Annotated in this window: 13 protein-coding genes; 11 read left to right on the top strand and 2 right to left on the bottom strand. The window is 45.1% G+C overall.

The window, feature by feature from the left end; all coding sequences use genetic code 11:
* The first annotated feature begins 21 nt into the window (after nucleotides 1-21).
* From AB6E85_RS08910 to gcvP, 3 genes are all read left to right on the top strand, one after another.
* A complete protein-coding gene (locus AB6E85_RS08910) occupies nucleotides 22-1,314 on the top strand; it encodes a serine hydroxymethyltransferase (protein WP_048663507.1) in 1,293 nt (430 codons plus the stop codon).
* Nucleotides 1,315-1,365: 51 nt separating this feature from the next.
* Nucleotides 1,366-1,746: a glycine cleavage system protein GcvH gene (gene gcvH, locus AB6E85_RS08905; RefSeq protein ID WP_017064654.1), complete on the top strand. Its 381-nt coding sequence runs from the start codon at nucleotides 1,366-1,368 to the stop codon at nucleotides 1,744-1,746.
* An 89-nt stretch (nucleotides 1,747-1,835) separates the two neighbouring features.
* Complete coding sequence (gene gcvP, locus AB6E85_RS08900) at nucleotides 1,836-4,715, top strand: aminomethyl-transferring glycine dehydrogenase (RefSeq protein WP_372142322.1); 2,880 nt, start codon at nucleotides 1,836-1,838, stop codon at nucleotides 4,713-4,715.
* 342 nt (nucleotides 4,716-5,057) lie between these two features.
* Here the strand turns inward: gcvP and AB6E85_RS08895 are convergent, their stop codons facing one another.
* On the bottom strand, nucleotides 5,058-5,714 hold the full coding sequence (locus AB6E85_RS08895) for a hypothetical protein (protein WP_372142320.1): 657 nt from the start codon (nucleotides 5,712-5,714) through the stop codon (nucleotides 5,058-5,060).
* Between the two features lie 390 nt (nucleotides 5,715-6,104).
* Between AB6E85_RS08895 and AB6E85_RS08890 the strand changes: the two genes are divergently transcribed.
* Complete coding sequence (locus tag AB6E85_RS08890) at nucleotides 6,105-7,487, top strand: MATE family efflux transporter (RefSeq protein WP_372142318.1); 1,383 nt, start codon at nucleotides 6,105-6,107, stop codon at nucleotides 7,485-7,487.
* Nucleotides 7,488-7,574: 87 nt separating this feature from the next.
* On the opposite strand, the gene AB6E85_RS08885 is transcribed toward AB6E85_RS08890, so the two are convergent.
* On the bottom strand, nucleotides 7,575-8,630 hold the full coding sequence (locus AB6E85_RS08885) for a DUF1254 domain-containing protein (RefSeq protein ID WP_050646387.1): 1,056 nt from the start codon (nucleotides 8,628-8,630) through the stop codon (nucleotides 7,575-7,577).
* 403 nt (nucleotides 8,631-9,033) lie between these two features.
* Here AB6E85_RS08885 and AB6E85_RS08880 point away from each other — a divergent pair, with 403 nt between their 5' ends.
* From AB6E85_RS08880 to AB6E85_RS08850, 7 genes are read left to right on the top strand one after another with little or no spacing between them, the layout of a single operon-like run.
* The gene (locus AB6E85_RS08880) at nucleotides 9,034-10,002 is read left to right on the top strand and encodes a MoxR family ATPase (RefSeq protein ID WP_122080888.1); all 969 of its coding nucleotides are present in this window, start codon (nucleotides 9,034-9,036) and stop codon (nucleotides 10,000-10,002) included.
* 14 nt (nucleotides 10,003-10,016) lie between these two features.
* On the top strand, nucleotides 10,017-10,949 hold the full coding sequence (locus AB6E85_RS08875; protein ID WP_372142317.1) for a DUF58 domain-containing protein: 933 nt from the start codon (nucleotides 10,017-10,019) through the stop codon (nucleotides 10,947-10,949).
* 19 nt (nucleotides 10,950-10,968) lie between these two features.
* Nucleotides 10,969-11,508, top strand: a complete 540-nt coding sequence (locus tag AB6E85_RS08870) for a DUF4381 domain-containing protein (RefSeq protein ID WP_372142316.1) — start codon at nucleotides 10,969-10,971, stop codon at nucleotides 11,506-11,508.
* Nucleotides 11,501-12,526, top strand: a complete 1,026-nt coding sequence (locus AB6E85_RS08865; RefSeq protein WP_372142314.1) for a VWA domain-containing protein — start codon at nucleotides 11,501-11,503, stop codon at nucleotides 12,524-12,526. The genes AB6E85_RS08870 and AB6E85_RS08865 overlap by 8 nt, the downstream gene beginning before the upstream one ends.
* The gene (locus AB6E85_RS08860) at nucleotides 12,519-13,499 is read left to right on the top strand and encodes a VWA domain-containing protein (RefSeq protein WP_372142313.1); all 981 of its coding nucleotides are present in this window, start codon (nucleotides 12,519-12,521) and stop codon (nucleotides 13,497-13,499) included. The genes AB6E85_RS08865 and AB6E85_RS08860 overlap by 8 nt, the downstream gene beginning before the upstream one ends.
* On the top strand, nucleotides 13,493-14,212 hold the full coding sequence (locus AB6E85_RS08855) for a hypothetical protein (RefSeq protein WP_372142311.1): 720 nt from the start codon (nucleotides 13,493-13,495) through the stop codon (nucleotides 14,210-14,212). The genes AB6E85_RS08860 and AB6E85_RS08855 overlap by 7 nt, the downstream gene beginning before the upstream one ends.
* Complete coding sequence (locus AB6E85_RS08850) at nucleotides 14,199-15,575, top strand: BatD family protein (RefSeq protein ID WP_372142310.1); 1,377 nt, start codon at nucleotides 14,199-14,201, stop codon at nucleotides 15,573-15,575. Before AB6E85_RS08855 ends, AB6E85_RS08850 begins: the two co-directional genes overlap by 14 nt.
* Nucleotides 15,576-15,580: the final 5 nt, after the last annotated feature.

The following is a 15,580-nucleotide window of genomic DNA, read 5'->3' as shown; positions in this document are numbered from 1 at the left end:
GCTTAATGAAAGGTCTCGACAATGAACGCTTACCAAAACCATAGCTTAGACAGTTTTTTCTCTACGAACCTATCTGCGACTGACGACGCAGTATTTGCTGGAATCCAAGCAGAGAACACTCGTCAAAACGAACAAATCGAACTTATTGCTTCTGAGAACATCGTTTCTAAAGCAGTAATGCAAGCTCAAGGCACTTGCCTAACCAACAAATACGCAGAAGGCTACCCAGGCCGTCGTTACTACGGTGGTTGTGAGCACGTAGATACAGTTGAAGCTATCGCGATTGAACGCGCTAAACAGCTGTTCAAATGCGAATACGTAAACGTACAGCCTCACTCAGGTGCTCAAGCAAATGGCGCAGTTAAACTTGCCCTACTTCAACCTGGCGACACTATCCTAGGTATGTCTCTAGACGCTGGTGGTCACCTTACACACGGTGCGCGCCCTGCAATGTCTGGTAAGTGGTTCAACGCAGTTCAATATGGCGTAGACCGCGACACTCTTGAAATCGATTACGAAGCGGTTCGCGCTTTAGCAATCGAAAGCCAACCTAAAATGATTATTGCTGGTGGTAGTGCTATCCCACGCATTATTGATTTCGCTAAGTTCCGCGAAATCGCTGACGAAGTTGGCGCTATCCTAATGGTCGATATGGCACACATCGCGGGTCTTATCGCGACAGGTGCTCACCCTAGCCCACTACCACACGCACACGTTGTTACTACAACAACGCACAAAACACTTCGTGGCCCACGCGGCGGCATGATTCTTACTAACCACGAAGACATCAACAAAAAGATCAACTCTGCAGTGTTCCCTGGCCTTCAAGGCGGCCCACTAATGCACGTTATCGCGGCTAAAGCAGTGGCGTTTGGCGAAGCTCTTGGCCCAGAATTTAATACTTATATTGATTCAGTGATCGACAACGCAAAAGTTCTTGCTGAAGTGTTGCAAACTCGCGGTTGTGACATTGTGACTGGCGGAACAGACACGCACCTAATGCTGGTTGACCTTCGTCCTAAGGGCTTGAAAGGTAACGTAACTGAAGAAGCATTAGAGCGTGCAGGGATCACATGTAACAAAAATGGCATACCATTCGACTCAGAGAAGCCTATGATTACTTCTGGCATTCGTTTAGGTACACCAGCTGGAACCAGTCGTGGTTTTGGCACTGAAGAATTCAAACTTATCGGTGAATGGATCGGCGATGTTCTTGACGGCTTAGTTGAAAGCCCTGAAGGCAACGCTGAAGTTGAGCAACGTGTTCGCAAGCAAGTTAAAGAGCTTTGCAAACGCTTCCCTCTTTACCGTTAAACCGTTTTTAAGATTTAAATTAAAACCTCATAAATTTTTGGAGAATAAGCAATGGACAATACACTAAAGTTTGCAGACAGCCACGAGTGGGTAAAAGACAACGGTGACGGTACTGTGACTATCGGTATTTCTGAGCACGCTCAAGAGATGCTAGGTGACGTTGTGTTTGTTGACCTGCCTGACACTGACGACGAAATTGAAGCTGGCGAAAGCTTCTCTCTAGTTGAATCAGTGAAAGCTGCTTCTGATATCTACGCACCAATCTCTGGCGAAATCGTAGAAATCAACGAAGAATTAGAAGATAGCCCAGAGCTAATCAACGAAGAACCTTATGAAGGTGGTTGGATTGTTAAAGTGAAGATGTCTGATGCGTCTGAACTAAACAACCTTAAAGATGCGGAAGAATACCTAAGCTCTATCGAAGAAGACTAATAGGTAACCTCATTACGATAAAGCTGCTTTTTTGAGCAGCTTAATTTTAGGGGCTAGCTCACGGCTCCAGAGAGAAAGTAGAACATATCATGACTGAATTACTTCAAAGCCAATTACTGAAAGACTTGGGTACGCAAAACGAGTTTGTTGCTCGTCATAACGGCCCTAATAAAGCAGACCAGCAAAAAATGCTTGAAGCGATCAACGCGACTAGCTTAGAAGCACTGATCGACGAAACGGTTCCTGCACAAATCCGTCTTGAAAAACCAATGACACTTGCTGCGCCACTGAGCGAAATGGACATGCTGACCTCTCTTAAAGAGATCGCTAACCTAAACCAAGTGAAACGTACTTTCATTGGCCAAGGCTACTACAACACATTCACTCCAAACGTTATTCTACGTAACGTTTTAGAGAACCCAGGCTGGTACACAGCTTATACACCATACCAACCAGAGATTTCTCAAGGTCGTCTTGAAGCTCTACTGAATTACCAACAAATGGTCATGGACTTAACTGGTATGGAAATCGCGAACGCGTCTCTTCTTGATGAAGCGACAGCGGCTGGCGAAGCTATGACACTGTGTAAGCGTGCTGGCAAAAGCAAGAGCAAAGTATTCTTCGTTGCTGACGATGTTCACCCTCAAACACTAGAAGTTGTTAAAACTCGTGCTGAGTACATCGGTTTTGAAGTAATGGTTGGCGCTCTTGAAACACTTCCAGAGCAAGACGTATTTGGTGCGTTAGTTCAATACCCTGGTACAACAGGCGAAGTTCGTGATCTAACAGACATCATTGCGAAAGCTCAAGCAAACAAGACTCTTGTAACGGTTGCAACTGACCTACTTGCTTCTGCTCTACTTAAGCCAGCTGGCGAAATGGGCGCAGACGTAGTCATCGGTTCAGCGCAACGTTTCGGCGTTCCTATGGGTTACGGCGGTCCACACGCAGCATTCATGGGTACTCGTGAAAAGCATAAGCGTACAATGCCAGGCCGTGTAATCGGCGTATCTATCGATACTCACGGTAACCAAGCGCTACGTATGGCAATGCAAACTCGTGAGCAACACATCCGCCGCGAGAAAGCGACATCGAACATCTGTACAGCTCAAGCACTTCTAGCAAACATGGCGTCTTTCTACGCGGTTTACCACGGTGCAGAAGGCCTTCGTACTATTGCTCGTCGTACACACCACATGACAGCTATCCTAGCAGCTGGCCTGACTAAAGCGGGTTACGAGCTAACGAATAACAGCTTCTTTGATACCATCACGATCAACTCTGAAGAGAAGACAGATGCACTGTACGCGAAAGCGCAAGCAGCAGACATCAACCTTCGCCTTCTAAAGGGTAAGATCGGTATCAGCTTAGACGAAACAACCACAGTCGACGACGTGAATGCACTGTTTGCAATCTTCGACGTGAAAGAAGACGTTCAAGCACTATCTTCTGACATTGCATCAAACGAGTTTGCCGCAATTCCAGAAAACTGCCGTCGTGAATCAGAGTTCCTAACTCACCCAGTATTCAACACGCACCACAGCGAAACGCAAATGATGCGTTACCTAAAACAGCTTGAGAACAAAGACTTCTCACTAACGCACGGCATGATCCCACTGGGCAGCTGTACGATGAAGCTGAACGCTGCTGCTGAGATGATTCCAGTAACATGGCCTGAGTTTGGTTCTATTCACCCATTCGCACCTCTTGATCAAGCAGCGGGTTACACAGCGCTAGCGAAAGATCTTAAAGAAAAGCTATGTGAAATCACTGGTTACGACGATTTCTCACTACAGCCTAACTCTGGTGCATCTGGTGAGTACGCGGGTCTAATCGCGATTCAACGCTACCACGCAAGCCGCGGTGACGCTCACCGTAACGTTTGTCTGATTCCAAGCTCTGCGCACGGTACTAACCCTGCAACGGCATCTATGGTTTCAATGAAGGTAGTGGTTGTTAAGTGTGATGAAGATGGCAACATCGACATGACAGACCTAGCAGCGAAAATCGAGAAGCATAAAGAAAACCTATCAAGCATCATGATCACTTACCCTTCTACGCACGGCGTATACGAAGAGCAAGTGAAAGAAGTGTGTGAACAAGTACACGCAGCGGGCGGTCAGGTTTACCTAGACGGCGCGAACATGAACGCTCAAGTAGGTCTAACTTCACCTGGCTTCATCGGTTCAGACGTATCTCACTTGAACCTACACAAAACATTCTGTATCCCACACGGTGGTGGCGGTCCGGGTATGGGTCCTATCGGTGTTAAATCGCACCTAGCACCTTTCCTACCAGGTCACATCGAAAACGGTGTACAAGGTTCTGACTACGCGGTATCAGCAGCAGATTTAGGCAGTGCTTCAATTCTACCTATCTCTTGGGCTTACATCGCGATGATGGGCGAACCTGGCCTAACAGACGCAACTAAAGTAGCGATTCTGAACGCGAACTACGTGATGGAGAAACTACGTCCTCACTACCCTGTTCTTTACCGTGGCACTAACGGCCGCGTAGCGCACGAATGTATTATCGATATTCGTCCGCTTAAAGAAGACACAGGCATCAGCGAAGAAGATATTGCTAAGCGTCTAATGGACTTCGGTTTCCACGCACCTACTATGTCTTTCCCAGTAGCAGGCACGCTAATGGTTGAGCCAACTGAATCTGAAGATTTAGAAGAGCTAGACCGTTTCTGTGAAGCGATGATCGCAATCCGTCACGAAATGGCAGCAGTGAAAGCGGGTGAATGGCCACTAGACAACAACCCTCTAGTGAACGCACCGCACACGCAAGTTGACCTTTCAGGCGCAGAATGGGATCGCCCTTACTCTCGCGAACTGGCTTGCTTCCCATCGAAAGCAACGAAGAACTCGAAGTACTGGCCAACAGTTAACCGTGTAGACAACGTATACGGCGACCGTAACCTAATCTGTTCTTGCCCAAGTATCGACAACTACGAAGACTAATTTTTGTAGATTTTAGATAAACAAAAGCGAACCACTTGGTTCGCTTTTTTGTTTTTCAGATTATATGACTAAGAAAGCATTGACCTTACCGTAAGGGAAAGGTTTAAGGTTGAGTGAAACCAACGATGAATTAGGAACTGATTATGGGATGTTGCAATAAAGCGCCAAAAGGTGGAGCCCCTCTTGGCTTGCTTCTAAAAGTAACGCTTGGGATTGGTCTTTTTGTATTTCTGCTAGCTCTGTGGCAGTAGAAGACTTGTACAGCGTTAGATTTCAAACTAAGACGTGTTAGTACTTAAAAGTCATGTAGTGCCAAATTGCTATTGGCGCCATAGTCGTTTGTTATGTTCGGTGCTTAAAAAGGTAACCTTTTGCTTCTTTATGCAGAAGGAGTTGGACATCTTGCTTAGTTGTCTGCCCAAACAAGTTCGTAGAACTAAGCTCAAAATCCAGCACTTCATCACTAGATACTAGATGATTATCAATTTTCATTTTGAATACCCTACTCTGGGAAGCTTGAAGTAATGCAATACTTTCATACTCTAGGTATTGATCTAATTCTGCATGATAAGACCAAAGAATTGCTCCACTCCTACCTAACAACTTAAGCTGAACATCATTTGCAAAGTTATCTGACACATTCATCACTTCGAAGGTTACCTCAATAAAGGCTAAGAAGGTAATCCGTGCTACTTCAGGATCAGCTTGATCGATTAGACGTGGTGTCAAAACGGACATTGGTGCTTCACCACTAAAGTCTTTAGCATTTGAAATATGCAAAAGTGTTCGCTCTCTAGATAACTTTTCATTTCGGTATATGAAATATGCAGAAATGAAAGCGAGAAGACCACCAGTGTAACCACCAAGAAAGCCTAACCACCCATTGATATCACCTACCATCTTCCCGGGAGCATAAGTCATATATACTTTGATAAATAATGGAAAAAACAAAGGTACTGATATGAGCAACAATAAAATGATAAATCCAGATTTCTTCAATTTTCCTCCGAGAACAGAATAGTTCTTAGACTGAAAAACTCTGCATTTAAAGACAGAGTTTTCTATCTAGTTCTTTATGCTATTAATTGTACTAGCCTTTATCTCTCCACAACAACCACTTATACCTCCACACTAGTGATTAGCGTGGCAAACATATAAATCACCTATCTAGTATGGCCTACAATAGATCAGACACTTACATGCATTAAACCAGTGTCTTGGCCATCAGAATCCGAGCCTATCTCAGAGTAAGAGAAATTCTATAAATCCAATGCTTGACCCTATACGGTAAGGTGTTTATATTGTCGCCCGCCCAACGGGGCACATCCTAAAATGCACACCGGCCATCCTGCCATCATTCGTGTATTTATATTGGTGTTGTGAACTTCCATGCTAACGAAACTTCGTCCTTTTACTCGTGAATCGGGTGCGCTGATGCACCTTTCGATTCCAATCATTTTGACTCAAATAGCTACCCAAGCGATGGGATTTGTCGATACGACAATGGCTGGCCAAGTAAGCCCTGCCGATCTTGCGGCTATTGCACTTGGCACTAGCCTTTGGATTCCTGTGTTGCTGCTACTACGTGGTGTGATTATGGCGTTAACGCCAGTCGTTGCTTATCACCGTGGCGCTCGCGACTTTCAGAGTATCTCTGTTGAATTCTTCCAGATGGTATGGCTTGCATTAATTGCGAGCGTACTACTCATCGCTTACCTCGTAAGTGCAAAACCGATCTTAGAATGGATTGGTGTAGCCATTGAGATTATCCCTATTGGCAGTGACTATGCGTTTGCCTTAGCCTTTGGTGTGCCGGGTATTGCCCTGTTCTACACGTTAAATGGCTTTTGTGAAGGTATGAACAACACCAAAGTACCGATGATCATCTCCGTGGTTGGTCTGTTGGTAAATATTCCGGTCAACTACGTGCTTATTTACGGTAAGTTTGGCTTCCCTGAAATGGGTGCGGTGGGTTGTGGCTGGGCGACAAGCTTGGTGTATTGGCTAATGTCGGGAATGCTGTATTCCTACATTAAAGGTCATCACCACTACAAAACTATTATTAGCTTTGCAGACGCTAAGCCAAAAGCAAAAGAGATGCTTCACCTTCTAAGATTAGGTTTACCTATCGGGATGAACATCGCGGTATGTGGCAGTATCTTTGCGGTAATCGCTCTGATGATCGGCCGTATTGGTGCTGAGAACGTGGCAGCGGCGCAAATTGCACTTAACATCTCGAGCCTAACTTACGTGATTCCGATGAGTATCTCATTTGGTATTACGATTCGTGTTGGGCATGCACTAGGCGAGAAAGACGAACTTGGCGCGATTGAGCGCAGTAAAGTCGGTATTTTAGTTGCAGCTTTGATTTCACTGCTTTCGGTTGCGATGTTCCTGCTGTTCCCTGAGTGGATAATTAGGCTTTACACCACCGACCCTGCAATCAGCGCAACAGCAGCGGTATTGTTGACCTTTACGGCGATGTACCAATTCAGCGATGCATTGCAAACGTCTGCTAACGGTGCATTACGTGGCTATAAAGACACTAAGATCCCAATGATCTTAGCTATAGCTTCATACTGGGGCTTAGCACTACCACTAGGCATGGTGTTGGGCTTAACAGACCACATTGTTCCTGCAATGGGTGAAGAAGGCTTTTGGATTGGCATTCTAACGGGATTAAGCGTATCAGCTGCGTTGATGTTGCTTCGCTTGCGACACGTAATTAAGAAGCGTGACTTGCCACCAGCAGATGTTGCAATAGCAAGCTAAGATAGACAAACAAGCTAAAACAAAAAAACGCGCTACTACCATGGGTAATAGCGCGTATCTATCAATTGTTGTACGACTATCGCAACATTAGTTCACTGCTTTAACGTAAGGAAGTACTCGGAATCCATCACGTACTTTTTGGCTTGGAATGTAATGACGGAAAGCTAAGTTAAACACACCAGAGTCGTTCTCTGTTTTGATGTTGTTGACTGCGTCATCACCACAACCAAAGCTTACTGTGTAAGTGCCGTCTGCATTTTTCTCAGCCGTGTTTGAGCTTACGTTCGCCACTTCACCAAACATGAAACCTTGCTTGTTGTAGACCGTTACCGACCAAAACGCTTGGTTTTTAGGGTCATCAAAGGTTGCCTGATGACAAGTATCTGCCGGGAAGTTGCCAGAGACTTCATAAATATTGTCATCTAACTGCGCGCCACCCCAACCGATAGCCGCACCCACTGCGTACTTCTCTTTGGTAAACATCTCTTTTGAAGCATCTTCAGGGCTAGTAAACATACCAAACGTCGCCTGAGCACCATCGCGTTTTAGTAGTTTTGGCATTTCCATCTTAAGGTTTTTCTCTACCTCATCGAATGATTTCTCATCCACTTGCATTGCCATGAATTCGCCGTCTGCTTTTGCATCAATGCTCATCTGATCTTGGATTTTATGAACTTCATCTTTGGTGAACGTCGCATCAGTACGAACGATGACATACACGTGGTCGCCACTGTGAGTAGAAAGATCAAACGTACCAGAACCGTATTGCATTGGCTGAATGCGGTGGTCTTCTGTAATCACCTCCATCGACATGTATTTGCCTTCAGGAATCTCAGGTAGCGTAATCGTCGCGCCTTGTGAAACGTTAATCACAGCCATTGAGTAGTAAGTGTCTCGGTTCATTCGAACCACAGGCTGTTTATCGGTTGGCGTGAGTTCGCGTTTGTGTAGGAATTTATTAACACCAACAAGCTCTTGGTTTTTCAAATATTGGCGTGACGTTTCGTACACCGCGTAATTGTCGACGGTAGTCACTTCACCATCGGCATTGAAGAACTCTGTCAGAGTTGAAACTTCTTCAGCTGCGTAAGAAGAAAGAGAAACTGCGCTTAAACCTAAAACTACTAATGCTAATTTTTTCATTGTTGACCTCTAATAAAATCGATAACGCTAAATCAATACATAGTCCATTTGTTTTTGTTCGAACAGTTAGTTCGTTAACCGCTCAACTTGTGAACAATGTTATCAAGGCAGCATAAATTAACAAATGACATCGCCGTATAAGAGATATGCAGCGAAGTAATGTTACTTATCAACCTTTATACTTGATTAAAATACAAACAATACAGTAGCCTATTTATAGACCAAGCAATTCAGTATTTCCAAGGTGAGTCGTTAACAAAGATATGTTGATCGCGTATGTCGAAATTATTTTCGACTACTCTTAGCAAAGGTGATTTAAATAGTTGCTTTAACTAACAATATTTATCTTTTCGCCATCTGGTGACCTGAATCCCACTTGATTAATTAGTCAATAGGTAAGCAAATGAACCCAACTTTAGACTCTATAAACCAACTAAAGCAGCAGATGGAATCCTCGGTAATTGGCCAGCAGCATATGGTCGACACATTACTCGTTGCACTCCTTACAAATGGTAATGTTCTGCTTGAAGGATTACCCGGAACAGCAAAAACTCGATCTATCAAATCATTGGCTTCTGCCCTAGAAGTTGACCTTGGTCGCGTTCAATTTACGCCGGATCTTCTCCCTTCTGACGTAACAGGCACAGAGGTGTATCAAGACGTTGATGGCAAGCCGACGCTTACCTTCCAACCGGGGCCAGTTTTCAACAACCTATTACTGGCCGATGAGATCAACCGTTCCCCAGCAAAGGTACAAGCAGCGTTGTTAGAAGCAATGGAAGAGCGACAAATCACTGTAGCTGGCAAGACTTACAAACTGCCTGATCTATTCATGGTTTTAGCGACACAAAACCCGGTTGAACAAGAAGGTACTTATCCGCTGCCAGAAGCGCAAATGGACAGATTTATCATGAAAATAAATCTCGATTATCCAGATGCGGATGCCGAAGAGCAGATCATTAAGATGGTTCGCAGTGAGGAAAAACCAAGCACAGACAAACCAGCACCTATTGATCCTCAATGTATTTTTGATGCTCGCGATCAACTGCGCGACATACATTGTAGCGACGCAGTTCTTAAGTACATTGTCGCGATTGTGGTGGCAACAAGACAACCAGAGTTGTACCCAGAGTCACCCCTTTCACAATGGATTGGTGTTGGTTCAAGCCCGCGTGCAACCATCGCGTTAGACAAGTGTTCACGAGCGATGGCATGGCTAAACGGTAAGGACTTTGTTGACCCCGATGATGTTCGCAACGTGGTTCATGGCGTTCTGCGTCACCGCCTGATTCTATCGTACGATGCACTTGCTGAAGGCGTCAGCTCAGACCGAGTCATCGATGAGATTTTGTCTCAAGTTGCAGTAGCGTAACGCGAGAGGTCACCATGGAGACGAAACCAACACTTGATCCCGATATCTATACCAATCTAAAAGCATTGCGATTGTTGAAATACAAGGCGCATGGCTTTGACTTTCTACCCAATCAGCCAATCAACAGTGCGTTAACAGGTCGCCATGTATCGAAGCTACGAGGACGTGGATTGAACTTTGAAGAGATGCGTCACTATCAGATTGGCGACGATATTCGCACCATGGATTGGAAGGTGACCAATAGAACGGGCAAGCCACACGTCAAAATATTCTCTGAAGAGCGCGAGCGTAACGTTTATGTCATGGTCGATCAGCGCGCCAGCATGTTTTTTGGCAGCACGGGTCGAATGAAATCTGTGGTTGCTGCAGAAATCGCAGCTTTGATTGCTTGGAAAGTCATAGACAGTACCGATCGTGTGGGTGCCATTGTTTATAACGACAGCTCTGCTCTGCCTATTTCACCACAACGCAGCGCAAATCACGTGCTCAAAATACTCAATGAAATTGCGAGTAAAAATCAGCAGCTCAAAGCGGGAAAGGCTCAAGACACCCAATCCAATTCGTTCGCTAAATTGTTTCATCAAGCGCAAAGGTTGGTTAAGCATGATGGGTTAGTGATCTTGATTACCGATGGCTACGGCTATAACGAGCGTAGCGAAGAACAGATCAAGGCTATGTGTCAGCACAACGATGTGGTCTTGTGTCATGTTACCGACCCACTGGAGCATGATTTAGCCACGCTTAATAAGATGGTACTCAGCGACGGGCAATTGCAGTTATCCGTATCAGGCCAAGAAGCACAGTTACGCGATGCATTTGCCAAAGACGTGGTTCAAGCCATAGATAATTTCACGGCAGTGGCGAAGAAATATCGAATCCCTGTATTGCCTTTCAACACAGTAGAACCAACCGATGTTCAGCTTAGAAAAGCACTCGGCGCGAGTTAAACAACTGAGAATGCAGACTATGACGACTAACACTGGGCTTGAGCCTTTACAGCCAGAAAATGTGAATCCATTAATGGCCTCTTTGTCTGAGCCTTCTTTGCCAGAAAGTATCTCGTGGCTACCGAATGCAACAGGCTGGTACTGGCTACTCTTGTTGCTGTTTTGCTTCGCTTTATATCGTGTCTATTTAGTTATTCAAAAGTACCTAGCAAACACATACCGACGCGCTGCCTTGGTAGAACTCGAGCAACTCTCTTTGGAGGCTCAGTCTGGTGAGTTTTCATCATTTCAAAAGCTACCACAACTGCTACGAAGAACCGCATTGTACGCCTTTCCTCGTACAGAGGTCGCACCTTTAACCGGCACAGATTGGGAAAAATGGTTAGATGACCATTGCTCCAATCGCCAATTTTCATCCGAGTTCTCTACATCAGAACTTTCAGGCGTACTTGCTCAACTCGCCTACTCTTCAGCAGCGACATTAACGGAAGAAAAACGAAACGCCATCATGGAGAACGTTGCACTTTGGATAAAGCATCACGAGGTGTCACATGATTGAATTTGAATACCCGATAGCGTTTGCATTGCTTTGTTTACCCTTTGCCGTGTATTGGTTATTACCTGTTTACAAAGAGTCAAAAAGCGCGATTCAAGTGCCCTTTTTTGACCGCCTTATTGCCGTGTCTTCACAAGAGCCCTCTGAAACCGCGGTCAAGATGAGCCGTCGTAAAGTGCAATGGCTATTGGTCATTATCAGCTATCTTGCTCTTATCGTTGCGATTGCCAAACCGATGTGGATAGGCGAACCAATTGAACAAAAGAAATCCGCTCGTGAAATTATGGTCGCACTGGATCTGTCTGGTTCGATGTCAGAAGAGGATTTTGCCGACAAGCAAGGCAACAAACACGACCGTTTAACGATTGCAAAGCAGGTGTTGCGAGAGTTCGCAGCCCAGCGAGAACATGACCGCTTAGGGTTAATATTGTTTGCCGACTCAGCTTATGTTCAAGCACCTTTTACGGAAGATATTAACGTGTGGCAATCGCTGCTCGAAGACGTTGAGCTTGGCTATGCTGGATTTCAAACTGCTTTTGGCGATGCAATTGGCTTATCAATTGCCGTATTCGAACAAGAACAGAGCCGCCAAAGAGTGATGATTCTGCTAACCGATGGTGATGACACAAGCTCGAAAATGCCTCCTGTCAAAGCCGCCGAAATCGCCGCCAAATATGGTGTGAAGATTTACACCATTGCAATTGGTGACCCGAGTACCAAAGGTCGCTACAAAATGGATCTTCCAACATTGGAGAAGGTATCCGCAGCAACTGGCGGGCAGATGTTTCATGCTATGGACCGAAAGCAACTCGAACAAGCTTACGCAACGATAGATGAACTAGAACAGCAAGAGTTCGAACTGTTATCCCATCGTCCGAAACACAGCTTGCACCACTATGCTTTTGGTGTATGTCTGGTGAGCAACCTACTCGCAGCCTTAATCGTGTTTGGTGCAAATCTGCGTCGTAAAAAAGAAATAAAGCGCGTTATTCGCCGTAGAGAGGAGCTAACCAATGACTGATTTCAATACACTGTTTGGTGGCGATATCACCCAGTTTCATTTCATGCGCCCATTATGGTTGTTAGCGCTGCTCCCGTTCGTGTTGTTTTATCGTGCACTCGTTCAACAAGACGATTTGGTCGCTCAGTGGCAGCCTGTCATGTCTAAAAACATGGTGGAACATCTGTCTCTCAACCAAAATCGAGCGCGTATGGTTTCTCCTAATCGATTGTTTTTGGTGTTTGCGGTTCTCGCCACGCTCATTATGGCGGGTCCAACGTGGCAGCAACAACCTTCACCATTTTTTGAAGACAATTCCGAGCTGGTGATCGCCTTGGATGTCTCTGATTCAATGAATAAAACCGATATTCAGCCGTCACGATTAGAGCGCGCAAAACAGAAGATCAATCAGCTTGTCGAACTGCGCGGCGACGCAAAAACTGGTTTAGTCATATACGGCGGCAGTGCCCATGTCGCTATGCCTGTCACCAAAGACAAAGAGTTAACGCGATACTTCCTCGATGTATTGGATGGAAGCTTGTTGCCAGATAACGAGAGCAAACCGGCTTCGGTGTTAAAGCCAACGCTCGAGCTAATCTCACAATCAAAAGCACCATCAACGGTTTTGATACTGACGGACAAGACCAATGACCAAGCGATAGAAGAATTCGCTAAAGCGTTTGAACAACAGCAACACCAAGTGATCGTTTGGGCGATGGGTGAAAACCCACAAAGTGGCGGAAATGGCACAGTAGGTTTAACAGAAACTCAACTCGCTTCACTGTCACAACTCGCGCAAGCAGGTCATGGAAACATGGTTTCATTCACCCACGACGCTAGCGATGTAGACGCGGTTTATCAAGGCATTCAAAACAACCTGTTTGCGGTCAGCGATAGCGCCCAACCTTGGTTAGACGCGGGCTATTGGTTGCTGTTCTTGTTGCTGCCGATTCAATTGATGTGGTTTAGAAAAGGGTGGACGCTACAGTGGTAAATAATAAACAGGTAGTGAATCATAAGTTCGGTAATCTGATGAAGCCAACCTCTTCGACTCCGAACCAATCCAGTCGTTTAGCTTGGTTATTCAAACTTAAGTCAAGGCACTTGTTGCTTGTGCTTATTGCAGGAAATCTGATTTGGGGAATCGCCAATAAGCACTCATTTTTTGATTTTTGGCTATCCAACGATCAACACGCTTATGTCGAGTTCAAACAAGGCAACTACGCGCAAAGTGCCGCTCTGTTCGATGATCCAACATGGAAAGCCTACAGTCGTTATTTGTCAGGTGATTTCCTCGGCGCGATTGACCAATTAAGCCCACAAAAGAGTGAACAAGGTGGCGAACCGGTAGCGCTGACTGATTTCGCTAAGTTAATCGTCGCGAACAGCTACGCTCATACAGCTCAATTTGATAAAGCTACTGCGCTTTACAACGAACTGTTAAACAACGAAAAGTATTCAGAACAAGCAACCAACAACCTAGCCGTTGTGGAAGCTGCGATAGAGAAAATCAAGAACACACCACCGACAAAACAAGATTCAGAAAAAGTCATTGATGATAGGAAATTGGTCGACGACGAACCAAAAGAAGGGAGTCAGAAGGAGCTCGTGATCTCTGACCAAGTCTGGCTAAAACAGGTCAGACAGAATCCATCTAAGTTTCTAAGACAAAAATTTCAGCAGGAATACAGCAATGAACAAAACTAAATCGACAGTCCGAGCATTCGACCTTCTGAAATATTGGTTTGTTGTCTTATCAGTGATGATGCTTTTAATTTCAATGCCTGCCAGTGCTACTAACCTAGACCAGCTCGTCAGTGACGGTGAGTTGAAGCTGAATGTTGAAATTAAAGCTCAAGATGTCGCAGTGAAACAGCAAGTCGCACTCGACGTTGAAGTATTGAGTACCCGCCCCTTTAAAGAAGAGTTGGCATTACCTTACTTAGATATACCCAACACGGTAGTAAAGAAAGATGAGCAGAAAGTCGCGCGTTCAGCACGCACAATTGAAGGCACTAAGTGGTTTACCCAAAAAGCACGCTACTACTTATACCCAATGCAAGCTGGCGAGTTTACTGTTCCTGAATTGAGCATCCCTGTTAGTGTAGAGCTTGCCAGCGAAACAGTTGTTGAGGGCGTGATCCAATCGCAACCCATTAACTTTACATCCAAAATGCCCGTGAGCAACATTGATACAGACGCGTTGATTGTGAGCCCAAATGCTGAGCTTTCAATATCAACCGATCGTCCGTTAACCGACGAATTCGAAGTTGGCCACGCTGTCACTGCAACGTATACATTGAGCGTGGCAAACTCACACATGATGTTGCTGCCGGAGATCAACATACCAGACATATCTGGCGTTGAGTTGTATCGCAAACCAGCAGTCAAAGAAAACGTATTTAATCGCCTGAATAAAAGCAATACCGCGACACTCAAACAACAGGTAACGTTAATTCTTCAAGAACAAGGGAAAGTCGTCTTACCAAAACAGACCATGACATGGTGGAACACAAAGACCAATCAGCTGGAATCGTTAACTGTAGAGCAGCAAACGCTTCAAGTCGGTGACGCAAAGTTATTAGACTCACTAAGCAACACTTTAGGATCGAGCTACGGGGCTCAAACCTTATCGAATTGGCTAAACCAATATTGGTATTACTTGGTCATTGCGGGAATATTCCTTTCTGCGATTGCTCGCCTAGTCGGAAAGCATTTTATTGATTTAAAACGTTATTTTGTCGCACGCCAGCAATTGAATACCAAAAAGTTGAGTATTCAATTTTGTCGACACGTTGAAGAAAAGCAGTACAGCAAAGCGGTGCAAACTGTCTATGAGATTACGGGGCGAAAAACCTTGTCGAAAGGTACGCTTCACCTGCCTCTAGACTCTGAATCAAACGACATTTGGAAGAAGTTATTGAAGCTTGGCTACGCAAAAAATACTGAAGGGCCAGTTTCAGCTTCCCTCTCAGTTTCACTAGCAGAAGCCAAAACACTGTTAAAAGCCATCAATGAATCGCCCAAAACCCGAAGAACACCGTTTAGGTTTAATTGGAATCTGAACTAAGCGGT

Source organism: Vibrio sp. 10N.247.311.51, assembly GCF_041467855.1.
GTDB classification, from domain to species: domain Bacteria; phylum Pseudomonadota; class Gammaproteobacteria; order Enterobacterales; family Vibrionaceae; genus Vibrio; species Vibrio coralliirubri.
The sequence above is the reverse complement of the archived record's forward strand: the minus strand, read 5'-3'. Positions and strand labels throughout refer to the sequence as shown.